19 protein-coding genes are annotated in these 17,221 nt (G+C 63.7%); 7 read left to right on the top strand and 12 right to left on the bottom strand.

Features of this window, described 5'->3' with window-relative positions:
- Positions 1-44 precede the first annotated feature (44 nt).
- Positions 45-608 (top strand): pyridoxamine 5'-phosphate oxidase family protein, encoded by a 564-nt coding sequence (locus AC27VQ_RS02330; protein WP_488715043.1) that lies wholly within the window; start codon positions 45-47, stop codon positions 606-608.
- A 15-nt stretch (positions 609-623) separates the two neighbouring features.
- Here AC27VQ_RS02330 and AC27VQ_RS02325 read toward each other — a convergent pair whose 3' ends face one another.
- From AC27VQ_RS02325 to AC27VQ_RS02300, 6 genes are all read right to left on the bottom strand, one after another.
- Positions 624-1,121 (bottom strand): hypothetical protein, encoded by a 498-nt coding sequence (locus AC27VQ_RS02325; protein WP_488715042.1) that lies wholly within the window; start codon positions 1,119-1,121, stop codon positions 624-626.
- 62 nt (positions 1,122-1,183) lie between these two features.
- A complete protein-coding gene (locus tag AC27VQ_RS02320) occupies positions 1,184-1,936 on the bottom strand; it encodes an ABC transporter ATP-binding protein (protein ID WP_488715041.1) in 753 nt (250 codons plus the stop codon).
- Positions 1,933-2,766, bottom strand: a complete 834-nt coding sequence (locus AC27VQ_RS02315; protein ID WP_488715040.1) for an ABC transporter ATP-binding protein — start codon at positions 2,764-2,766, stop codon at positions 1,933-1,935. The genes AC27VQ_RS02320 and AC27VQ_RS02315 overlap by 4 nt, the downstream gene beginning before the upstream one ends.
- On the bottom strand, positions 2,763-3,683 hold the full coding sequence (gene nikC / locus AC27VQ_RS02310) for a nickel transporter permease (protein ID WP_421592706.1): 921 nt from the start codon (positions 3,681-3,683) through the stop codon (positions 2,763-2,765). The genes AC27VQ_RS02315 and nikC overlap by 4 nt, the downstream gene beginning before the upstream one ends.
- The gene (locus tag AC27VQ_RS02305; protein WP_488715039.1) at positions 3,680-4,747 is read right to left on the bottom strand and encodes an ABC transporter permease; all 1,068 of its coding nucleotides are present in this window, start codon (positions 4,745-4,747) and stop codon (positions 3,680-3,682) included. Before AC27VQ_RS02305 ends, nikC begins: the two co-directional genes overlap by 4 nt.
- A gap of 17 nt (positions 4,748-4,764) precedes the next feature.
- Positions 4,765-6,414, bottom strand: coding sequence for an ABC transporter substrate-binding protein (locus AC27VQ_RS02300; RefSeq protein WP_488715038.1), 1,650 nt, complete (start codon positions 6,412-6,414; stop codon positions 4,765-4,767).
- 222 nt (positions 6,415-6,636) lie between these two features.
- Here AC27VQ_RS02300 and AC27VQ_RS02295 point away from each other — a divergent pair, with 222 nt between their 5' ends.
- The 6 genes from AC27VQ_RS02295 to AC27VQ_RS02270 all read left to right on the top strand — a co-directional run bounded on the left by AC27VQ_RS02295 (position 6,637) and on the right by AC27VQ_RS02270 (position 10,868).
- The gene (locus AC27VQ_RS02295) at positions 6,637-7,011 is read left to right on the top strand and encodes a CidA/LrgA family protein (protein WP_488715037.1); all 375 of its coding nucleotides are present in this window, start codon (positions 6,637-6,639) and stop codon (positions 7,009-7,011) included.
- On the top strand, positions 7,004-7,702 hold the full coding sequence (locus tag AC27VQ_RS02290; RefSeq protein ID WP_488715036.1) for an LrgB family protein: 699 nt from the start codon (positions 7,004-7,006) through the stop codon (positions 7,700-7,702). The genes AC27VQ_RS02295 and AC27VQ_RS02290 overlap by 8 nt, the downstream gene beginning before the upstream one ends.
- A 140-nt stretch (positions 7,703-7,842) precedes the next feature.
- Positions 7,843-9,078 carry a DUF2325 domain-containing protein gene (locus tag AC27VQ_RS02285; protein WP_488715035.1) on the top strand — a complete coding sequence of 412 codons (1,236 nt, stop codon included), beginning with the start codon at positions 7,843-7,845 and terminating at the stop codon, positions 9,076-9,078.
- A gap of 188 nt (positions 9,079-9,266) precedes the next feature.
- Positions 9,267-9,749: a DMT family transporter gene (locus AC27VQ_RS02280; RefSeq protein ID WP_488715034.1), complete on the top strand. Its 483-nt coding sequence runs from the start codon at positions 9,267-9,269 to the stop codon at positions 9,747-9,749.
- The gene (locus tag AC27VQ_RS02275; protein ID WP_488715033.1) at positions 9,746-10,174 is read left to right on the top strand and encodes a DMT family transporter; all 429 of its coding nucleotides are present in this window, start codon (positions 9,746-9,748) and stop codon (positions 10,172-10,174) included. The genes AC27VQ_RS02280 and AC27VQ_RS02275 overlap by 4 nt, the downstream gene beginning before the upstream one ends.
- 214 nt (positions 10,175-10,388) lie before the next feature.
- On the top strand, positions 10,389-10,868 hold the full coding sequence (locus tag AC27VQ_RS02270) for a hypothetical protein (protein WP_488715032.1): 480 nt from the start codon (positions 10,389-10,391) through the stop codon (positions 10,866-10,868).
- Between the two features lie 317 nt (positions 10,869-11,185).
- On the opposite strand, the gene AC27VQ_RS02265 is transcribed toward AC27VQ_RS02270, so the two are convergent.
- The 6 genes from AC27VQ_RS02265 to AC27VQ_RS02240 form a co-directional block, all read right to left on the bottom strand.
- Positions 11,186-11,806: a pentapeptide repeat-containing protein gene (locus AC27VQ_RS02265; protein WP_488715031.1), complete on the bottom strand. Its 621-nt coding sequence runs from the start codon at positions 11,804-11,806 to the stop codon at positions 11,186-11,188.
- Positions 11,807-11,875: 69 nt separating this feature from the next.
- Complete coding sequence (locus tag AC27VQ_RS02260; RefSeq protein ID WP_488715030.1) at positions 11,876-12,814, bottom strand: XdhC family protein; 939 nt, start codon at positions 12,812-12,814, stop codon at positions 11,876-11,878.
- Position 12,815: 1 nt separating this feature from the next.
- Complete coding sequence (locus tag AC27VQ_RS02255; RefSeq protein WP_488715029.1) at positions 12,816-13,397, bottom strand: UbiX family flavin prenyltransferase; 582 nt, start codon at positions 13,395-13,397, stop codon at positions 12,816-12,818.
- Between the two features lie 5 nt (positions 13,398-13,402).
- Positions 13,403-14,776: a UbiD family decarboxylase gene (locus AC27VQ_RS02250; protein ID WP_488715028.1), complete on the bottom strand. Its 1,374-nt coding sequence runs from the start codon at positions 14,774-14,776 to the stop codon at positions 13,403-13,405.
- 193 nt (positions 14,777-14,969) lie between these two features.
- Positions 14,970-15,917 (bottom strand): amidohydrolase family protein, encoded by a 948-nt coding sequence (locus AC27VQ_RS02245; protein WP_244763001.1) that lies wholly within the window; start codon positions 15,915-15,917, stop codon positions 14,970-14,972.
- A 16-nt stretch (positions 15,918-15,933) separates the two neighbouring features.
- A complete protein-coding gene (locus AC27VQ_RS02240) occupies positions 15,934-16,857 on the bottom strand; it encodes an amidohydrolase family protein (protein ID WP_488715027.1) in 924 nt (307 codons plus the stop codon).
- Positions 16,858-17,221: the final 364 nt, after the last annotated feature.

Genomic DNA, 17,221 nt, shown 5'->3' with positions numbered 1-17,221 from the left:
GGCCGCATGGTAGTGAAGGGCAGGCATGCGAGACGGAGCAGATCGTGACGGCAACCCTTCTGGCGAAAATCTGGGACCAGCTCGGCGCTGCCGCCACCAGCCGCTCGCCATTCAACTTCCTCCAGCTTGCCACAGCGGGGCTCGACGGCGCGCCTCAACTGCGCACCATCGTGCTGCGGCGCTGCGATGCCATCGACGGAACCCTGTCCTTCGTCACCGACATGCGCTCGCCAAAAATCCGGGAGATCCGCAACGATCCACGCATCGCCCTTGTCGGCTTTGATCCGGCGGCTTCGGTTCAGCTGCGCCTTTCCGGTGTCGCCGCAATCAGCGACGATGAAGCGGAAAGGCTGGAGATGTGGCAATCGCTTCGGGAGAGGACGCTGATCCTGTTCGACGCACCGCATGCGCCGGGAACCATTCTCGACGACAGCGGCCAGCCCTTGCAGGCCGGCGAACCATCGGATGAAGAGCCCTATGCGCGTTTTGCACTCGTCACCGTGACGCTGAACCGGCTCGAATGGCTCGACCTGTCGTCGGCAAACCACGTCCGCTGCGCGTTCGAACGGCAAGGGACGACTTGGCACGGCGCGTGGCTTGCGCCGTGAATTAACGCTCGCGCGTCATTTCCACTCGTAGGCCTTCGCCGATTTGTACGGACGTTCGGAAATGAACGCCGCAGGATTTTTCGCCGCAGCGACATAGTCCGCAGCATCCGCCTCGTCGTTGAACCCGACGAACACCATCAGCATGGATCGTGCGGCCGGATGGCCCTTCTTGCGATAGGAAAAATTGACGGCGCAGTGCGGATATTGCGTATCGAGCGCCTGCGCTGCGTCGCCAGTCAAAGCAATGAACTGGCCGAGCGCGAAGAAGCGGTCGATGGCGGCAAAGGCTGCCGCCTGCGAAATCTGGCGGTTGGCATCGTCTGCACTCGGGCGGCCGTAATAGAGGCTGTCCGTCTGGCCCTTGCGCCGCTTCGTCTCATAGACGACGAGACTGCTGGCCGCCGCCAGCTCCAAATGCACATCGAAGGTCTGGAAGAGGTCGGGATTGCGGTCCAGCTCTGTAAACAGGGCGCGCAGGTCCGCGATAGCATCGGCGTAGAAAGAAACGGTCATCGGCTTCATCCGGTCACAAAGTGCCGTCTGCCTAGCATGCAGGCCTCCGGCAGCAAACGATTTTAGGCACTATCGCGCCGAAAACCCGTGCTGGCGGTGAGAAGGCCCCGCGTATAGTCCTGCGTCACCCTGCGGGCGGCAAGATCGCCGGAAGCGAGCTCTTCCACGGTCCGGCCGCTCTGCATGACCATTAGCCGGTCGCACATATGGGTGACGACAGCGAGGTCGTGGCTGACCATGACGAAGGTGAGATTGCGGGTGGCGCGCAGCTGTTCGAGCAGGTTCAGCACTTCCGCCTGCACCGAGGCATCGAGCGCCGAGGTCGGCTCGTCGAGCAGCAGGATGGATGGTTCGAGGATCAGCGCGCGGGCAATCGCCACGCGCTGCCGCTGACCACCGGACAGCTGATGCGAATAGCGGAAACGGAAGCTCGACCCGAGCCCCACCTCGTCAAGCGCTCGCACGATGCGGCCTTCGGTATCGGCAAAACCATGAATGGCCAGCGGTTCGAGCAGCAGGCGGTCCACCGTCTGGCGCGGATGCAGCGAGCCATAGGGGTCCTGAAAGACCATCTGCACCTTGCGGTAAAAAGCCCTGTCGCGTTTGGCTCCGAGCTTCTGGTCATCGACGATGATGCTGCCGGAGGAGACGGGCGCTAGACCGGCTACGGCGCGCAGCAGCGTCGATTTCCCCGAGCCGGATTCACCGACGAGACCGAAGGATTCGCCCGGCGCGACCGTCAGGCTGACAGCGTCGAGCGCCACGAAGTCGTCGTATTCGACGCTGAGGCCGTCAATGGCGAGAGCCGGCGTCATGTTCTCCACTCCGGTTTGCGGTCGAGCACCGGCAGCGGGTGCCGATCCGCGCCGATCTCGGGCATGCAGTTGAGCAGGCCGCGCGTATAGGGATGCTGCGCCTCGGAGAGCTTTGCCGCCGGCAGCTCCTCGACGATACGGCCGGCATACATGACGATCACGCGGTCGCAGAAGGAGGAGACGAGACGCAGGTCGTGCGAGATGAAGATCAGCCCCATGCCGCGACCGGCGACCAGACGGTTGAGGATGGCGAGCACGTCGAGCTGCACCGTCACGTCGAGCGCCGATGTCGGCTCGTCGGCGATCAGCAGTTCGGGGCCGGCGATCAGCATCATGGCGATCATCGCGCGCTGCCCCATGCCGCCGGAGACTTCGTGCGGGTAGAGATCGAAGACCCGTTCGGGATCGCGGATCTGCGCGGCGGCGAGCATATCGAGCGCACGCCTGCGCGCCTCCGCCTTGCCGACCGGCTCGTGCGTGCGCAGCGTCTCGACGATCTGCCGGCCGATGGTCATGACCGGGTTGAGCGAATATTTCGGATCCTGCAGGATCATTGCGATGCGCTTGCCGCGCAGCGCCCGCCGCTCGGCCTTCGACGCCTTGAGGAGGTCGATGCCGTTGAACTCCAGCCGCTTGGCGTCGATCACGCCATGTTCGGCGGTCAGGCCCATGATGGCGCGGCCCGTCTGCGACTTGCCGGAACCGCTCTCGCCGACGATGCCGAGCCGTTCACGGCCGAGCGTGAAGGACACGCCGCGCACCGCCTCGATGACGCCCGTGCGTGTCGGGAAGGTGACACGCAGGTCCTCGACGGTGAGAAGCGCACTCATTGGCCGCTCCCGCGCGGATCGAGCGCATCGCGCAGGCCGTCGCCGAGCAGGTTGAAGCCGAGGCTGACGATGAGGATGGCGACACCCGGAGCGGCGGCCACCCACCATTGATCGAGAATGAAGCGGCGGCCCGACGCAATCATCGCGCCCCATTCCGGCAGCGGCGGCTGTGCGCCAAGCCCGAGAAAGCCGAGACCGGCGGCCGTCAGGATGATACCCGCCATGTCGAGCGTCACGCGCACGATGAGCGAGGAAATGCAGAGCGGCATGATATGGCGCAGCACGATACGCCATGGGGACGCGCCCATCAGCTGCACGGCGAGAATGTAGTCGGAATTGCGCACCGTCAGCGTCTCGGCACGCGCGATGCGCGCATAGGGCGGCCAGGAGGTGATGGCGATGGCGATGATGGCATTGCCGATGCCCGGCCCGAGCGCCGCAACGAAGGCGAGCGCCAGAACGAGTTTCGGGAAGGCGAGGAAGATATCGGTGATGCGCATCAGCACCGCATCCACCCAGCCGCCCGCATAGCCGGCGACCGTGCCGACCAAGAGGCCGATGGGCGCGGCGATGACCGCGACCAGAAGCACGACCTGCAAGGTCAGCCGTGAGCCATAGATGAGGCGCGAGAGGATGTCGCGGCCCTGGTCATCCGTGCCGAGCCAATGCCCCGCTCCGGGCGTCATCAGCCGCGCCTTCGCGAGATCGCCGATATAGGGCGAATGGGGTGCGAGCAACGGCGCGAAGATCGCCAGGAAGACGAGACCCAGAATGATGACAAGGCCGATGACGGCGAGTTTGTTGGCGGTGAAACGCCGCCAAGCGACATAGGCGCGGCCGAGCCGTGCCTGCAGGCGCGATTGCGGCCGGTCGGTCAGGAGCCATTCGCGGCGGGTCATGGTGGCGGCGTCGCTCATCGGGACCTCGTTCGGGGATCGAGCATGCGGTAGAGCACGTCGGACAGCAGGTTGATGGCGATGAAGACGGAACCGATGACGATGGTGCCACCGAGCACCGCGTTCATATCGGCGTTTTGCAGCGAATTGGTGATGTAGAGGCCAAGGCCCGGCCAGGCGAAGACGGTCTCCGTCAGCACGGAGCCTTCGAGCAGGCCGGCATAGGACAGCGCGATGACCGTGACGAGCGGCACCGCCGCATTGCGCAGCGCATGGCCCCAGATGATGCGGGTCTCCGACAGGCCCTTGGCGCGGGCGGCGACGATATATTCCTGGCCAAGCTCGTTCAGCATGAAGGAGCGCGTCATGCGGCTGATATAGGCAAGCGAGAAATAGCCGAGCAGCGAGGCCGGCAGGATGATGTGCGAGACGATATCCCGGAAGGCCGCCCAATCACGATTGAGGATCGCGTCGAGCAGGAAGAAGCCGGTGATCGGCGTGAACGTATATTCGAAGACGACGTCGATGCGGCCGGGGCCGGAAACCCAGCCGAGGCGCGCATAGAAGACGAGCAGCGCCAGCAGGCCGAGCCAGAAGATCGGCACGGAATAACCGACGAGGCCGATGATGCGCACCACCTGGTCGGTGAAACTGCCGCGCCGGACAGCGGCGAGCACGCCGAGCGGAATGCCGAGCAGCGCGCCGATGACCGTGCCGACCGTGGCAAGCTCCATGGTCGCGGGAAAGACCCGGCGGATGTCGGTCATGACGGGATTGGTCGTCAGCACCGAGGTGCCGAAATCACCGCTGAGCACGCCCTTCATGTAGAGCCAGAACTGCTGGTAATAGGGCAGATCCAGCCCCATCTCCAGCCGCACGCGCTCCACCACGTGAGCGGGCGCCCGGTCGCCGACGATCGCCAGCACCGGATCGATCGGCACGACGCGGCCGATGAAGAAGGTGACGGCGAGCAGGCCGAGATAGGTGGTGGCGACGACCACGAGGAAACCCGCCACCGATTTCAGCCTCGCAGAGGCGCGCCGGCTGGCGCGCCTTGCAGGCTTCAGTCTTTCAACAGTGCTCAAGGAGCTTGTCCTTCAGCTCACTGCTTGGTCACGGGTGCAAGGAAGTTCGTGTCCATGGACGGACCGAGCTTGTAGTTCTTGACCGCACCGCGCAGGCCGGCCGCCTCGATCTGCTGGAAGATCATGACGAAGGGGCTGGTCTCCAGCGCCTGCTGCTGCAGCTTCTTGTACATTTCGGCGCGCTTGTCGTTGTCACGCTCCAGAAGGGCGGCCTTGGATTCGGCTGTCAGCTCCGGAATGTCCCAGGCATTGCGCCAGGCGAGCGTCTTGACCGACGCATCGTCGCTGTTGTCGGGGTTCGACGTGAAGGCTTCGCCGTTCGAGTTCGGATCCCAGTAGTCCATGCCCCACTGGCCGATATAGAGGTCGTGGTTGCGGGCGCGGTACTTGGTCAGCGTCTGCTTGCCGTCACCGGGGATGATCTCGATCTTCACGCCGGCCTGGCCGGCGGTCTGCTGGAAGGATTCGGCAATGCCCGTCACCGGCTGCGTGTTGCGCACGTCGAAGGTCACGGAGAAGCCGTCCTTCAGGCCGGCCTTTTCCAGGAGTTCCTTGGCCTTCGCCACATCGAACTTGTAGGGGCTCGCCTCCAGCGCGCCGAGCACGCCCTTGGCCTGATAGGTCTGGCGGATTTCGCCGATACCCTTGAGCAGGGTCGAGCCGATCGCATCGTAATCGACGAGATACTTGAAGGCCTCACGCACCTCGGGCTTGGCGAGGTTGGCGTTCTTCTGGTTGAGGCTGATGTAATAGACCGTGCCCTTCGGCGCGCTCGTCGTCGCCAGATCGGCATTCTTGGAAACGGCGTCGAGATCGCCCGGCTCCAGATTGCGCGCGATGTCGACGTCGCCGGCTTCCAGCATCAGGCGCTGCGTGGCGCTTTCCTTGACGTGGCGGTAGATGACGCGGGCGAGTGCCGGCTTTTCGCCGTAGTAGTTGTCGTTGCGCTCCAGAACGAGGATTTCGTTGGCGCGCCAGTCGCGGATCTTGAACGGGCCCGAGCCGGCATAGTTGGTCTTCAGCCAGCCATAGCCGAAATCGGTGTCGTACTTGTATTCCTCGCTCGGCGTCTTGGCCTCGGCGTGCTCCATCACCAGCTTCTTGTCGAGCACGGCGCCGACGGTGGCCGTCAGGCAGTTCAGCACGAAGCTCGGCGCATAGGCCTTGTCGACGGTGAAGACGAAGGTGTTTTCATCCGCAGCCTTGGCCTTTTCGGCAACGTTATCGCCCGTCAGGCCGAACTGGGTGAGGATGAAAGCAGGGCTCTTGTCGAGCTTGACGACGCGCTCGAAGGACCAGGCGACGTCCTCGGCGGTGACGGGATTGCCGGAGGCGAACTTGATGCCCGGCTTTAGCTTGAACGTATAGGTGAGGCCGTCGTCGGAAACGGTCCAGCTGTCGGCGATGCCGCCCTTGACCTTGGTCGTGTCGGCGATATCAAGACGGACCAGCATGTCATAGGCATTGCCGATGAATTCGGCCGGCGACAGTTCGAAGGATTCGGCCGGGTCGAGCGTGATCGTATCGTCGATCGCCCAGGCCTGGACCAGCGTATCGGCCGGCGTTTCGGCGAAAGCCGGCGCCATGCCGCCCGAGACGAGCAGCAGCGAGAAGGCAGCACCTGCGAGCAGCGGACGCATGCGGCTCGAAATCGTTTCCCTGTTCATTTCCGTTCCCCGTTCTTTGACAACAACCCTCGGCATCCGATCGCCGGATGTCATTTTCGTAAGTCAATCATACTATTGGCCGACAAGACAACCCTTCTTTCTGGCCGTCCCCATTCCTGAAAAGCCGGCCACCGAGAACCATGGATTTCACGGCGAAACGCCTTTACTCCTTTCATGGAGCGGAGCCCTGCCGCGTCGGGCGCATGGAACGAGGGGGAATGCATGCTTGTCGGAATAACGATCCTGCTGATCTTTCAATTGATCGGCGAAGTGACGGCCTATTTTCTCGGCGGCTTCGTGCCGGGGCCGGTCATCGGCATGGCGATGATCGCCGTGGTGCTGACGCTGACCGGCGGGATGAAGACGCTTCAGCCGGCGCATCAGCAGACCCTGGAGACCTCGCGGTCCATCCTCGCCAATCTCGGCATTCTCTTCGTGCCGGCCGGCGTGGGCATCATCCAGCATCTCGATCTCATCCGCGACCGGGGTTTTGCGCTGCTCGCGATCGTGCTTTTGTCGACAGTGATCACGCTGACGGTGACCGTCTGGGTCTTCATTCTGGTGAAGCGTCTGACCGGAGGCTATGCCGATGAATAGTGCGCTCTGGGTCTATCTCGCCACCTCCCCCCTGCTCTGGCTGACGGGAACGCTGGTCGTCTGGCTCGCCGCCAACGCCGTTACGGGCCTTCGCCCCGGCAATCCGCTGCTCAACCCGATCATGCTGACGATCGCCGTCATCGCCATCGTGCTCTGCCTCGCCGGTATCGACTACAAGACCTATTTCGAAGGTGCGCAGTTCATCCATTTCCTTCTCGGCCCGGCGACCGTCGCGCTCGGCATCCCGCTTTACGAAAAGCTCTCTCTGGTGAAGAGCAACCTCGTGCCGATGCTGGCCGCCCTCATTGCCGGCAGCCTCACCGCGGTCGGCGCGACGGTCTTCTTCGCCCATCTTTTCGGCTTCTCCTCGTCCGTCGTCGCCTCGCTTGCGCCGAAATCCACAACGGCAGCCGTTGCCATGGCCATTTCCTCCGGCCTCAACGGCGACCCGGCATTGACTGCCGCCGTCGTCGTGCTCACCGGCATCTGCGGCGCCATCATCGTCACGCCGATGATGAACGCCATGCGCATCAAGGATTTCAGCGCCCGCGGCTTCGCCGTCGGCCTTGCCTCGCACGGCATCGGCACGGCGCGCGCCTATTCCGTGGATCCGATCGCAGGCCTGTTTTCAGGCATCGCCATGGGCCTCAACGCCGTCCTCACGTCGCTGATCGTCCACCTCTTTCTTTAGTCCCCGATGGCGAAGGCGGATGCGCGGGATTTTCCCGCTCACCCGGCCGCCTCCCCGGAAAATCACATGCCGCACACGGGCGGCGGCATGCTCTTCCCAATCGTTATATTTCGTGAGATATAACGTTGAAAGGATAAGCCATGCCGACCCAGCCCCGTCTCCTGCCGCCCGCCACACCCATTTCGCTGCTTGTCTCTCCCGCCGGCCGGCCGCCGCAGGTTGCCGGAGAAAAGACCGGAGCACAGCGCCTGAAGACCTGGGACATTCCCACGACCTTCCATTGCTCGATCATCGGCACCTGCCTGACAAATGGCGAGCTGCGCCAGATTCTGCTCAAGACCGGCCAGGAGGATGCGGAAACCGCGACCGACCACAGCCTGCACGGTCGTGGCGTACGCCTCGCCGGCCAGCGCGACCAGGCGGCGAAAATGCTCAACAAGGCGCTCGACAAGCGCCATGAAGCCGCCATCAAGCGTATCCCCCGGCAGGCGGACGAGGCGGCGCTCCGGCGCATCTGGCGCGAAAGCTTCGACCGCGGCGACATTGCCGGCCCGTATTGGGCGCTGATGAGCCATCCCGCAACGCCGCCTGCCCTCGTGCGCGACATCTTCGGCGAAGTGCATATGCTCTCGCATCTCGTCGGCAGCGCCAGCCGCCTCGATATCGCCCGCCTCACCCAGCTGGAAAAGGAACTGGAAACCGAGCGGGAAAAGACAGCCCGGCAGGAAATGCGCTTGAAGACAGCCGCCGAGGAACGCATCGCCTTGCAACAGCGTCTTCGCCAGATGGAGGAGCGAGCCGTCAACGCCGAAGCGCTGGCTGCCCATGCCCAGCGCGCCCGCAGCGAGGACACCGCCCTTCCCGGCCGCGCCGATACCGAGGATACGCGCGCCGGCATGCTCGCCCGACGCCTGAAGGAAGCCGAGGAGTGCTACGACGCCCTACAGCGGGAACACGAACAGTTGCAGGATCTTTCCCATTCGATCCTGCGCGAGAACGAGACGCTCGAGGCCATTATCGCCGCCGAGGACTGGCATGGCGCCAAACACGTTATTCCGCAACAGAGCGGCCCGGTGCTCTATGTCGGCGGCCGACGCAACCTGTTCGATCATCTCCGGTCCTGCGCGGAAACCCGCAACGTCGATTTGCTGCTGCATGACGGCGGCATGGAGGACAGCACGACGCTGCTGCCGGCGCTCGTCGGGCAGGCTGCGACCATCCTCTTCCCGGTCGACCACATCAGCCATGCCGCCGTCGGCCTCGTGAAGCGCCTGTGCCGCGAACAGGGAAAATCCTATCTGCCCCTACGTTCGGCCGGTCTCGCAAGTTTCCTCGCCGCCATATCCGGTGCCGGCGGCGCCTATGGACGTCTCTGAAGCAATGCCAGCAAAAGTGCGAAGCGGTTTTGCGTCCGGAATTGCGCAAACAAAAAGATAGAGCGTTTTCGCGATTCGAAGAAAAGCGGAAATGCTCTAGCGAAGAGCCGGCTTGATCTTCAGCCGCTTTGCTGACAGGAGCCTGGAGGTGCGGGCGATCGGGTCGGCATCCGCGCCGGAGGCCAACGATGCATTCCACTTCCCAAAATCATGCCCACCCGCTCGGTTTTCTCATAGCCTTCGGCACCGGCGGCCTGCTGGCGCTGATGGTGCAGTTCAATGGCGCGCTCGCTCACCACGGCAATTCGTTGTTCTCCTCCTGGACCGCCCATGCGACGGGAACGGTTGCGGCTCTGCTTTTCCTCCTCGTTTTGCCCCGCCGCCGCGCATCCGTGGAACCAAGACCACCCGCGCCGCTCTGGGCCTATCTCGGCGGCCTCTCGGGGGCGGCGACCGTCGTGCTCTCCTCCATGGCGGTCAATTCGCCCGCCGGCCTGCCCGGCACGCTTGCGCTCGGCCTTGCCGGCCAGCTGGTCTTCGGCCTCGTCGCCGATGGCTGGGGTCTGTTCGGCCTGCCGAAGCGTCGCATCACCATCCGGGATTTCGCCGCACTTGCCCTTGTTATGGCCGGCAGCCTGCTGATCCTTCTGGCCGGAAGGGGCGCTGCATGAGCCCGTTCATCCTGATTGCCGGTGCAGCCGGCCTACTCGTCGGCCTCAGCCGCCAACTCAACGGCCGGCTTAGCCTCTCGACCTCGCCGTTGATCGCCTCCTTCTGGAACCACTTCGTCGGTTTTATCGCGCTGACGCTGCTTGGCCTCGCGCTCGGCGGCCTGTGGCCCGCCGGTGCCACGAATGCGCCTTGGTACGCCTATCTCGGCGGCCCGATCGGCGTCGTCTTCGTGGCGCTCAGCAGCTGGCTCGTCGCCCGCATCGGTGCCGTCAACACAGCACTTCTCATCATCGGCGGCCAGATGGTGTGCGGCCTTGCGATCGATCTCCTGCAATCCGGCCGGCTTTCGCTCTGGCTCTCAAGTCTCGGCGTCGTGCTCATCATGGCCGGCATGGTGGTCGCCCAGCGCAGGCCGCGCGGGTAAAGCTCGGAACGCCGCCGCGTCTCAAAATGAGGCGCGGCGGCGTCCGCCCGATGCCTGCGGCCTGGCGATAGACGGCATTCGATTCAAATTTTCCGGCCGGCCTTGAGGCCTTACGCACCGCAACAGGCCTCGCAATCATGAGTCGCTTGGTTCGAACGACGAGCCGGCTAGGGTCCACGCGGCGCCATGACGGGGCCGATTCGAGGAAATGAACATGCCCCTGCGACGCTTCCGCTCGCCCCTGCCCGAACTGCCGCCCACCGAACGCCTGGCGCGCGCCATCCGCAATATCGACAAGCATCTCGAACAGGCCCGCAGCACCGGCCAGCCTGCGCCCCTCAGCGCCTATCGCGCCCGCCGCATATTACAGGAAGCGCTTCGCCGCTGTCGGGAAACGGGAAACGCAGGCCGCACGGCTGCGCATCGCCTGTGCCGGGGCTCGCTCGAGCCGCGGGAAACGGATTTTTTGAAAGAACCCAAAGATTTAAGGGGTTGCAGTGACGTCCCGTTGCAGACAGATTTGCCCGCTCGCGAATGCAATCGCGACACGCGTGCCTATGAGGGGAAGAGTATGGCGTATGACTGGACCGGAGAATCCACCCGAAAGCGCAACCGTCTAAAGTTGGTTTCCGCCCTGTTTCTGAGCCTCGTCATCGTCGTGACCCTGCCGCTGGCCGTTACGCCGTTTCTCTGAGACTTCCGTAGGCCGGGATGACCGTCCCGCGTGGTGAAAGCGATTCCTCAGGCCCGGACCAGCACCGTCCGGTTCCTTTACACTCTATCTAGGCCTCCCAGAAAACGCGTCTACGCGAATATAATATATCTATGATATCTCGGCTGCAACGCGCTGATCTGCATCCGCAAGTGGGTCGCCTATCCCTTCGTTTTCAAGGCGCGCGGGTACCGCGCGGGCTCGTGCCGTGCAGCTAGGTCATCTACCGCCGTTCCCATGCCGACCTCACCCTCTGCGCCGCCACCGTCCGAAAACACGTCCCGATGCGAGGCGAAAAATCACGTCATCCGCACGTCGAGACCAAGCGCCTCGGCGATGACGATGGTCTGGTCGATCGTGATGATCGCGTCTTTCAGGTGAACATTGGCCGGGTCGATGGCGCTGAGGTCGCTGCCGCGCAGATCGCAGGCCGTGAAGTCCGCGGCATGCAGCCAGGCGCCGGAGAGGTCGGCATCGCGTATCGAGCCACCCTTGCAAAAGGCGCCCGTCAGATCGGCCTCGCGCAGGCGGATGCCTTTGAAGACGGCACGGCCGAGCACGGCGCCAGGCAGGCCGGTGAAGGACCAGTCACCGCCGGAAACCTGCATCTGGTCGAAATCGCAGGCATCGAACATGCTGCCGACCAGCTTGCATTCGGTGAAGCGGCTGTCGAAGAATTTGCAGGAGACGAAGGTGCAGTTGACGAAAGCACTCGCCTGATGTGTCGAGGCATTGAAGCGGGCACGGCGGAACGTGCATTCCTGGAACACCGCGCCGAGCGTCTGCGCCTCGCTCATATCGAGATCGGAAAACAGCGTCTTCTCATGGCGCTCGCGCTCGATCTGCCTTCCATACCAGTCCGCACCGGCGATCGTGATCTCGGTTTTCGGCGCTGCCTCGCCATATCGTCGTTCCGCCATCGTCGTCCGCCCGGTGATTCTCGTCGGGTCACGATAGGCGCAACGACGGACGCGATGAAGGGGCAGTGCTCAGGCGCGCGCGGCGTGCAGATAGGTCTCGGCAATGTCAGCGACGACGGAGAGCGCAAGCGCATTGGCGTCGCGAGCCTTGTCGAAAATGCCGATCGGCGCCTTGATGCGGGCAAGGTCGTCTTCGCCGTGACCACGCCCGCGCAACGCCTCGCAGCGCTTGGCATGGGTGCGGCGGCTGCCGAGCGCGCCGATATAGAAGGCGGATGAGGCAAGAGCTGCATCGAAGAGCGGCAATTCGCGGTCAATATCGTGGAAGAACAGTGCGACGGCCGTATCGGCATCGAGCTGGTCGGGCGACGGCGCCTGGCCGCGCTCAATGGTCACGACCTCGTAGCCGGAAGCCGTCGCAATCCGCGCCACCGCGCCGGCTTCCATCGGCGTGCCGGCCAGAACCAGGCGCGGCTTCGGGCGGTAGGCACGCACGAACGTGTCGTCTTCCCAGCCGCTGGCGCCCTCGCCCGGCTCGAAAGACAGGGCCTGGGTGCCAGGGTGGTAACGCAGACGCACGGGGCTGCGACGCCGAAGTGCCGTCAGCGTGCGGCGCAGCACCGCACCGTCACGCAAGACATGAATGGCGAGCGTGATGCCGCCGCCGCAGGGCAGCACGATATCGAAGAAAGGCGAGCCCTCGCCCAGGCGGAGATTGCGGTCCATGCCCTTGCTCAGGGCGATGACGGCGTCGGCGGCGACGGCGGCTTCCGTGCAACCGCCGGAGACGAAGCCGCAATAGAGACCGTCGTCGCGCACTGACATCTGCGCGCCGATGGCGCGGGCGGCACCGCCGCGAATTTCGACAAGCGTGACAAGCGCAGCGGCGCGACCGTCATCCAGCGCATCGGCGGCGAAAGAGAGAATGTCGATCGCATCGTCGGAGAGGAAGGCGGCGCGGGGTTCAGCGGCAATCCATTCCGGGCTCTCAGCGATACGGGCGGCCATGTCATTCCCCTCCTTGCGTTCCTTCCCAGCGGCGCACGATGCCGGGGTCGAGGTCGAAGAGATCGAGCACGCGGCCGACCGTGTGATCGACCATCTCTTCAAGGCTTTTCGGCTTGGCGTAGAAGGCCGGCACGGGCGGATAGATGATGCCGCCCATTTCCGTGACCTGCGCCATGTTCCTGATATGGCCGAGATGCAGCGGCGTCTCGCGCAGCATCAGGACGAGACGTCGGCGCTCCTTGAGCACCACGTCGGCGGCGCGGGACAGCAGGTTGTCCGTCGTGCCCGTCGCGATCTCCGCCATGGTCTTCACGGAGCAGGGCGCGACGATCATGCCGAGCGTCTTGTAGGAGCCGGAGGAGCAGACCGCGCCGATATCCTTGTTGGAATGGGTGGTCGTCGCCAGCGCTTCCAGGTCCTGCTTGGTGAAATCCGCCTCGGCCGCGAGCGTGATACAGGCGGCGCGCGACATGATCAGGTGCGTCTCGATTTCGAGGTCGCGCAGCACTTCAAGGATGCGCTTGCCGTAGATGACCCCGGAAGCGCCCGAAATGCCGACGATCATGCGTCTTGGCCGCGTCATGACCTTTATCCCGCTGATTTGAGGAGGGCGGCGGCACGCGCGGACGCCTCATCGCTGATACGCGCACGCACGCCATGGAAATTCGGGCCGCGCGTGGCATCCAGCCCCATGCGCGAGGTGGTGCCGATGCCGCTCGCCGAAGGGTCGAGTGCATTGCCCGGCAGGCCCTCGATGATCACGACATCCTTGTGCGGCTGGAAATGCGTGGCGAGCGCCCAGAGCACTTCCGAATCCTTCGTAATATCGACATCCGCGTCCACCACCACGACATTCTTCAGATACTGGTCCCAGCCGAGAAGGCCGAGCATGACCTGCCGTGCCTCACCCTCGCGCGTCTGGTTCATCGCGATATAGGCGTGGAAATGGGTGCCGGACGACGGGTAGTGCACCGCGGTGATCGAGGGAAAGCGGGCCTTCAGCTTTTCCACCACCTCGGCCTCGCGCGGTACGCGACCGAGGTTGAGGTGCTCGGCCGAATTGCCGCCGGCGACGGAGACGAGCATCGCATCGCGCCGGCGCATGATGGTTTCGACGGTGAAGAGGTTGTTGGTCGAGCGGTCGGAGGAATAGCCGGTGAACTCGCCGAACGGTCCCTCCTCGACATGCGCCTCGGGATCGATCACGCCTTCCAGCACGATCTCGGCATGGGCGGGAACGCGGATGCCGTATTTCGGCGTGCGCACGACCTGCAAGGGCTCGCCCATCAGGCCGCCGGCCACATCGCGCTCGTCCTCGCCGAAGGCAAGGCGGGCGGAAGCGGCGATCATGAACAGCGGGTGGCCGCCGATCACCATGGCGACCGGCATCGGCTTGCCCTTCTCCTTCGACATGTTCATCAGGCGCCAGAGATGGCCGCGCGAATGCAGTGAAGTTGCGAGCGAATTCTTCGAATGGATCATCGCGCGGTGATAGCTGAGATTGCCCGCCCCGGTTTCCGGGTGCTCGCCGATGATGATGCCCGACGTGATGTATTTCGCGCGGTCGGTGTCGAAGTGCTTCAGCATCGGCAGCGCGTTGAGATCCACGTCATCGCCGGAGATGATCTCTTCCGTGATCGGGCCGCTTTCCAGAACTTCCGGCGTGAACGGTCGGTTGGAGCGGGCCTGATAGGCCTCGTGCAGCTTGTCTGCGGTCGAGCCGAGCAGGCGGGCGATACGATCGCGCGAGGCGAAGATATTGCAGACGACCTCTGCGCCGATGCCGCTGACATTCTTGAGGTGCAGCATCGGATGCTGGCCCTTGTCCGCGAGGTTCCAGATCAGCGCCGTGGCGTCCTGATCGTCCGAGACCGGCCGGTCGATGGTGATGACGTCCTCGGGATGCTCCACCTGGTAATCGGCCAGGAAACGGCGGACGTCTTGCTTGTGGTACTGGCTCATCTCTCGGCCTCGGTGCTCGGGGTTGGCGGCGCATCAGGCCGCCCGATATGTAAAAACGCCCTTATCCGCCTTCGGCGCCATCTCCTTGCAGAGAAAGGAAAATCGGCACTTCCCTCTCACAGGGAAAAGGTCGCCGAAGACCGGATAAGGGGTCTTGCCCGCCGCCGGAGAGCGGCGGGCATTTCGTTTCAGATCAAGCCGGCTGCAGCAGGTGCTTGCCGGTGGCGCGGTCGACGCCGGCATAGCTGTCCGTCAGGCGGGCCTGAGCGTCCTGCAGATTGCGCGGCGGCGGTGACGGATCGATGCCGACGAGCTTGGCGATGTTGTTGCCGAGATAGCCTTCCAGATCGTCCTCGGAGAGGTTGATGCCGTGCGGCGGGTCCTTGCAGAGCACTTCCAGCTCGCGCAGCCACATGCCCGGATCGTTCGGCGGGCTGTCCGTGCCGAAGACGATCTTGTTCTTCGGCAGCTGCTGGGCGAACTCCACGATGCGCGACTGGAAGCACCAGCCGGATTCGCAGTAGACGTTCGGCGTATCCATCGCCATCCAGAACGACTCGAACGAGTAGTTGCCGCCCGTCTGGATGCCGAAGTGACCGATGATGAAGTTGACCATCGGGAACTCGCGGATGATCGGGTAGAACATCGTCGGGATCGTGTACGGGCCGTCGCCGGTGTGGATGAGGACGACGACGCCGAGTTCGGCGCACTTCTTCATCGCCGGACGCAGCCATTCGAGCGCGCGGTCGGGGCGGTAGCCGTGCATGTTGGCATGCAGCTTCAGCATCTTGAAGCCGTATTCCTTGACGTGGAATTCCAGCTCCGCCGCCCCGTTTTCGGGCCCCCAGCGCGGGTTGTAGTTGAAGTTGCCGATGAAGCGGTCCGGATACTTTTCGCACAGCTCGGCGATATAGGCCATGTAGTCGCGAATGCCCTCGCGGCCCTTGCGGTTGCCGTCACGGTAGCCCGTGTTGCCCGGCGGCGGCTGGATGAAGCCCATGTCGATACGGCGCGGCTTGCCGTTGATCATGTAGGGGCCGTCCATCAGCTTGAGCATGCGCTCACCGGTGAAGGGCGTACCCGTATGGCGCCATGCCTCGTCGACGAGGTTGGTCGGGTGAAGATGGGTATCGATGATCATTGTTCACTCCGTTCGTTTACGCGGCGATCTGGACGCCGTGCTGGCGCAGATACGCCTCGGCTTCCTCGACGCTTGCCGGCGGCTTGGTCGGCTCGAGGCCGATCATGCGGGCGAGGTTGTTGCCCAGGTAGTCTTCCAGATCGTCCTCGGAGAGGTTCAGGCCCTGCGGCGGCTCGTGGCAGAGGACCTCCAGAAGGTTGATCCACATGCCCGGCTCGTTCGGCGGCGTATCGGAGCCGAAGAGGATCTTGTGCTTGGGCAGGACCTTGGCGAATTCGACGATACGCGACTGGAGGCACCAGCCGGATTCGACGTAGACGCTCGGCGTATCCAGCGCCATCTGCATCGGCTCGAACACATAGACGCCGCCCGTCTGGACGCCGAAATGCGCGAGAATGAAGTTCACTTCCGGGAACTCGCGGATGATCGGGTAGAACTCGGTCGGGATCGAGTACGGACCGTCGCCGGTGTGCACCTTCACCATCAGGCCGAGCTCGGCGCACTTCTTCATGGCCGGGCGCAGCCAGTCGAGCGCGCGGTCCGGGCGGTAGGCGTGCATGTTCGCCTGCAGCTGGACCATCTTGAAATCGAATTCCTTGGCGTAGCGTTCGATTTCGTCGACGCCGTTCTGCACGCCGTAGCGCGGATTGTAGACGAAGCAGCCGAGGAAGCGGTCGGGATGCTCGGTCACCATCTTTTCCGTATAGCCCATGTACTGGCGAATGGCGGCCTTGCCTTCCAGGTCCATGATCTCGTGGGTGTAGATGGTGTTGCCCTGCGGCGGCTGAATAAAGGCCTTGTCCACACGGCGCGGCTTGCCGTTCACATAATACGGGCCGTCCATCATCTTCAAAAGCTTATCGCCGGTGAAGGGCAGTCCATCGTGGCGCCAAGCCAGGTCCACCAGGTCGGTGGGGTAGCAGCTTAGGTCGATTATCATTCCTGTTCTCCTGTCGTAGAGGGTCCGGTCGATGCGGGGCCGCGCGATGAACGCCATGCCGGCAAAAGCCGGGCGTGGATCCGCGAACTCAGGAAACGCCGATGACGGAGAAGAACGGCCGAGGCCCCGAACGGGGCGCAAACGGCGGGTGTTCCTATCGTAGTCAGCATCGACATCGCAGCCTCATCTTCCAACAGACGGTGAGCAATTGTCGGTGCTTATACTCGACGCCAAAAAGACCATGGCGGCGGCTTTATGTCAATAAAAATATCAATCTAAGCGATTGTTTTTTAATATGTTTTGCCAGAAAAACGCCAGCGACCGCCCGCGCGCTGGAGGGTGCGCGGGCGGTTCAGACAGAAGG

It is taken from the genome of Shinella sp. 20P9.1.1 (assembly GCF_057798995.1).
This window is presented reverse-complemented; position numbering and strand designations above follow the sequence as displayed.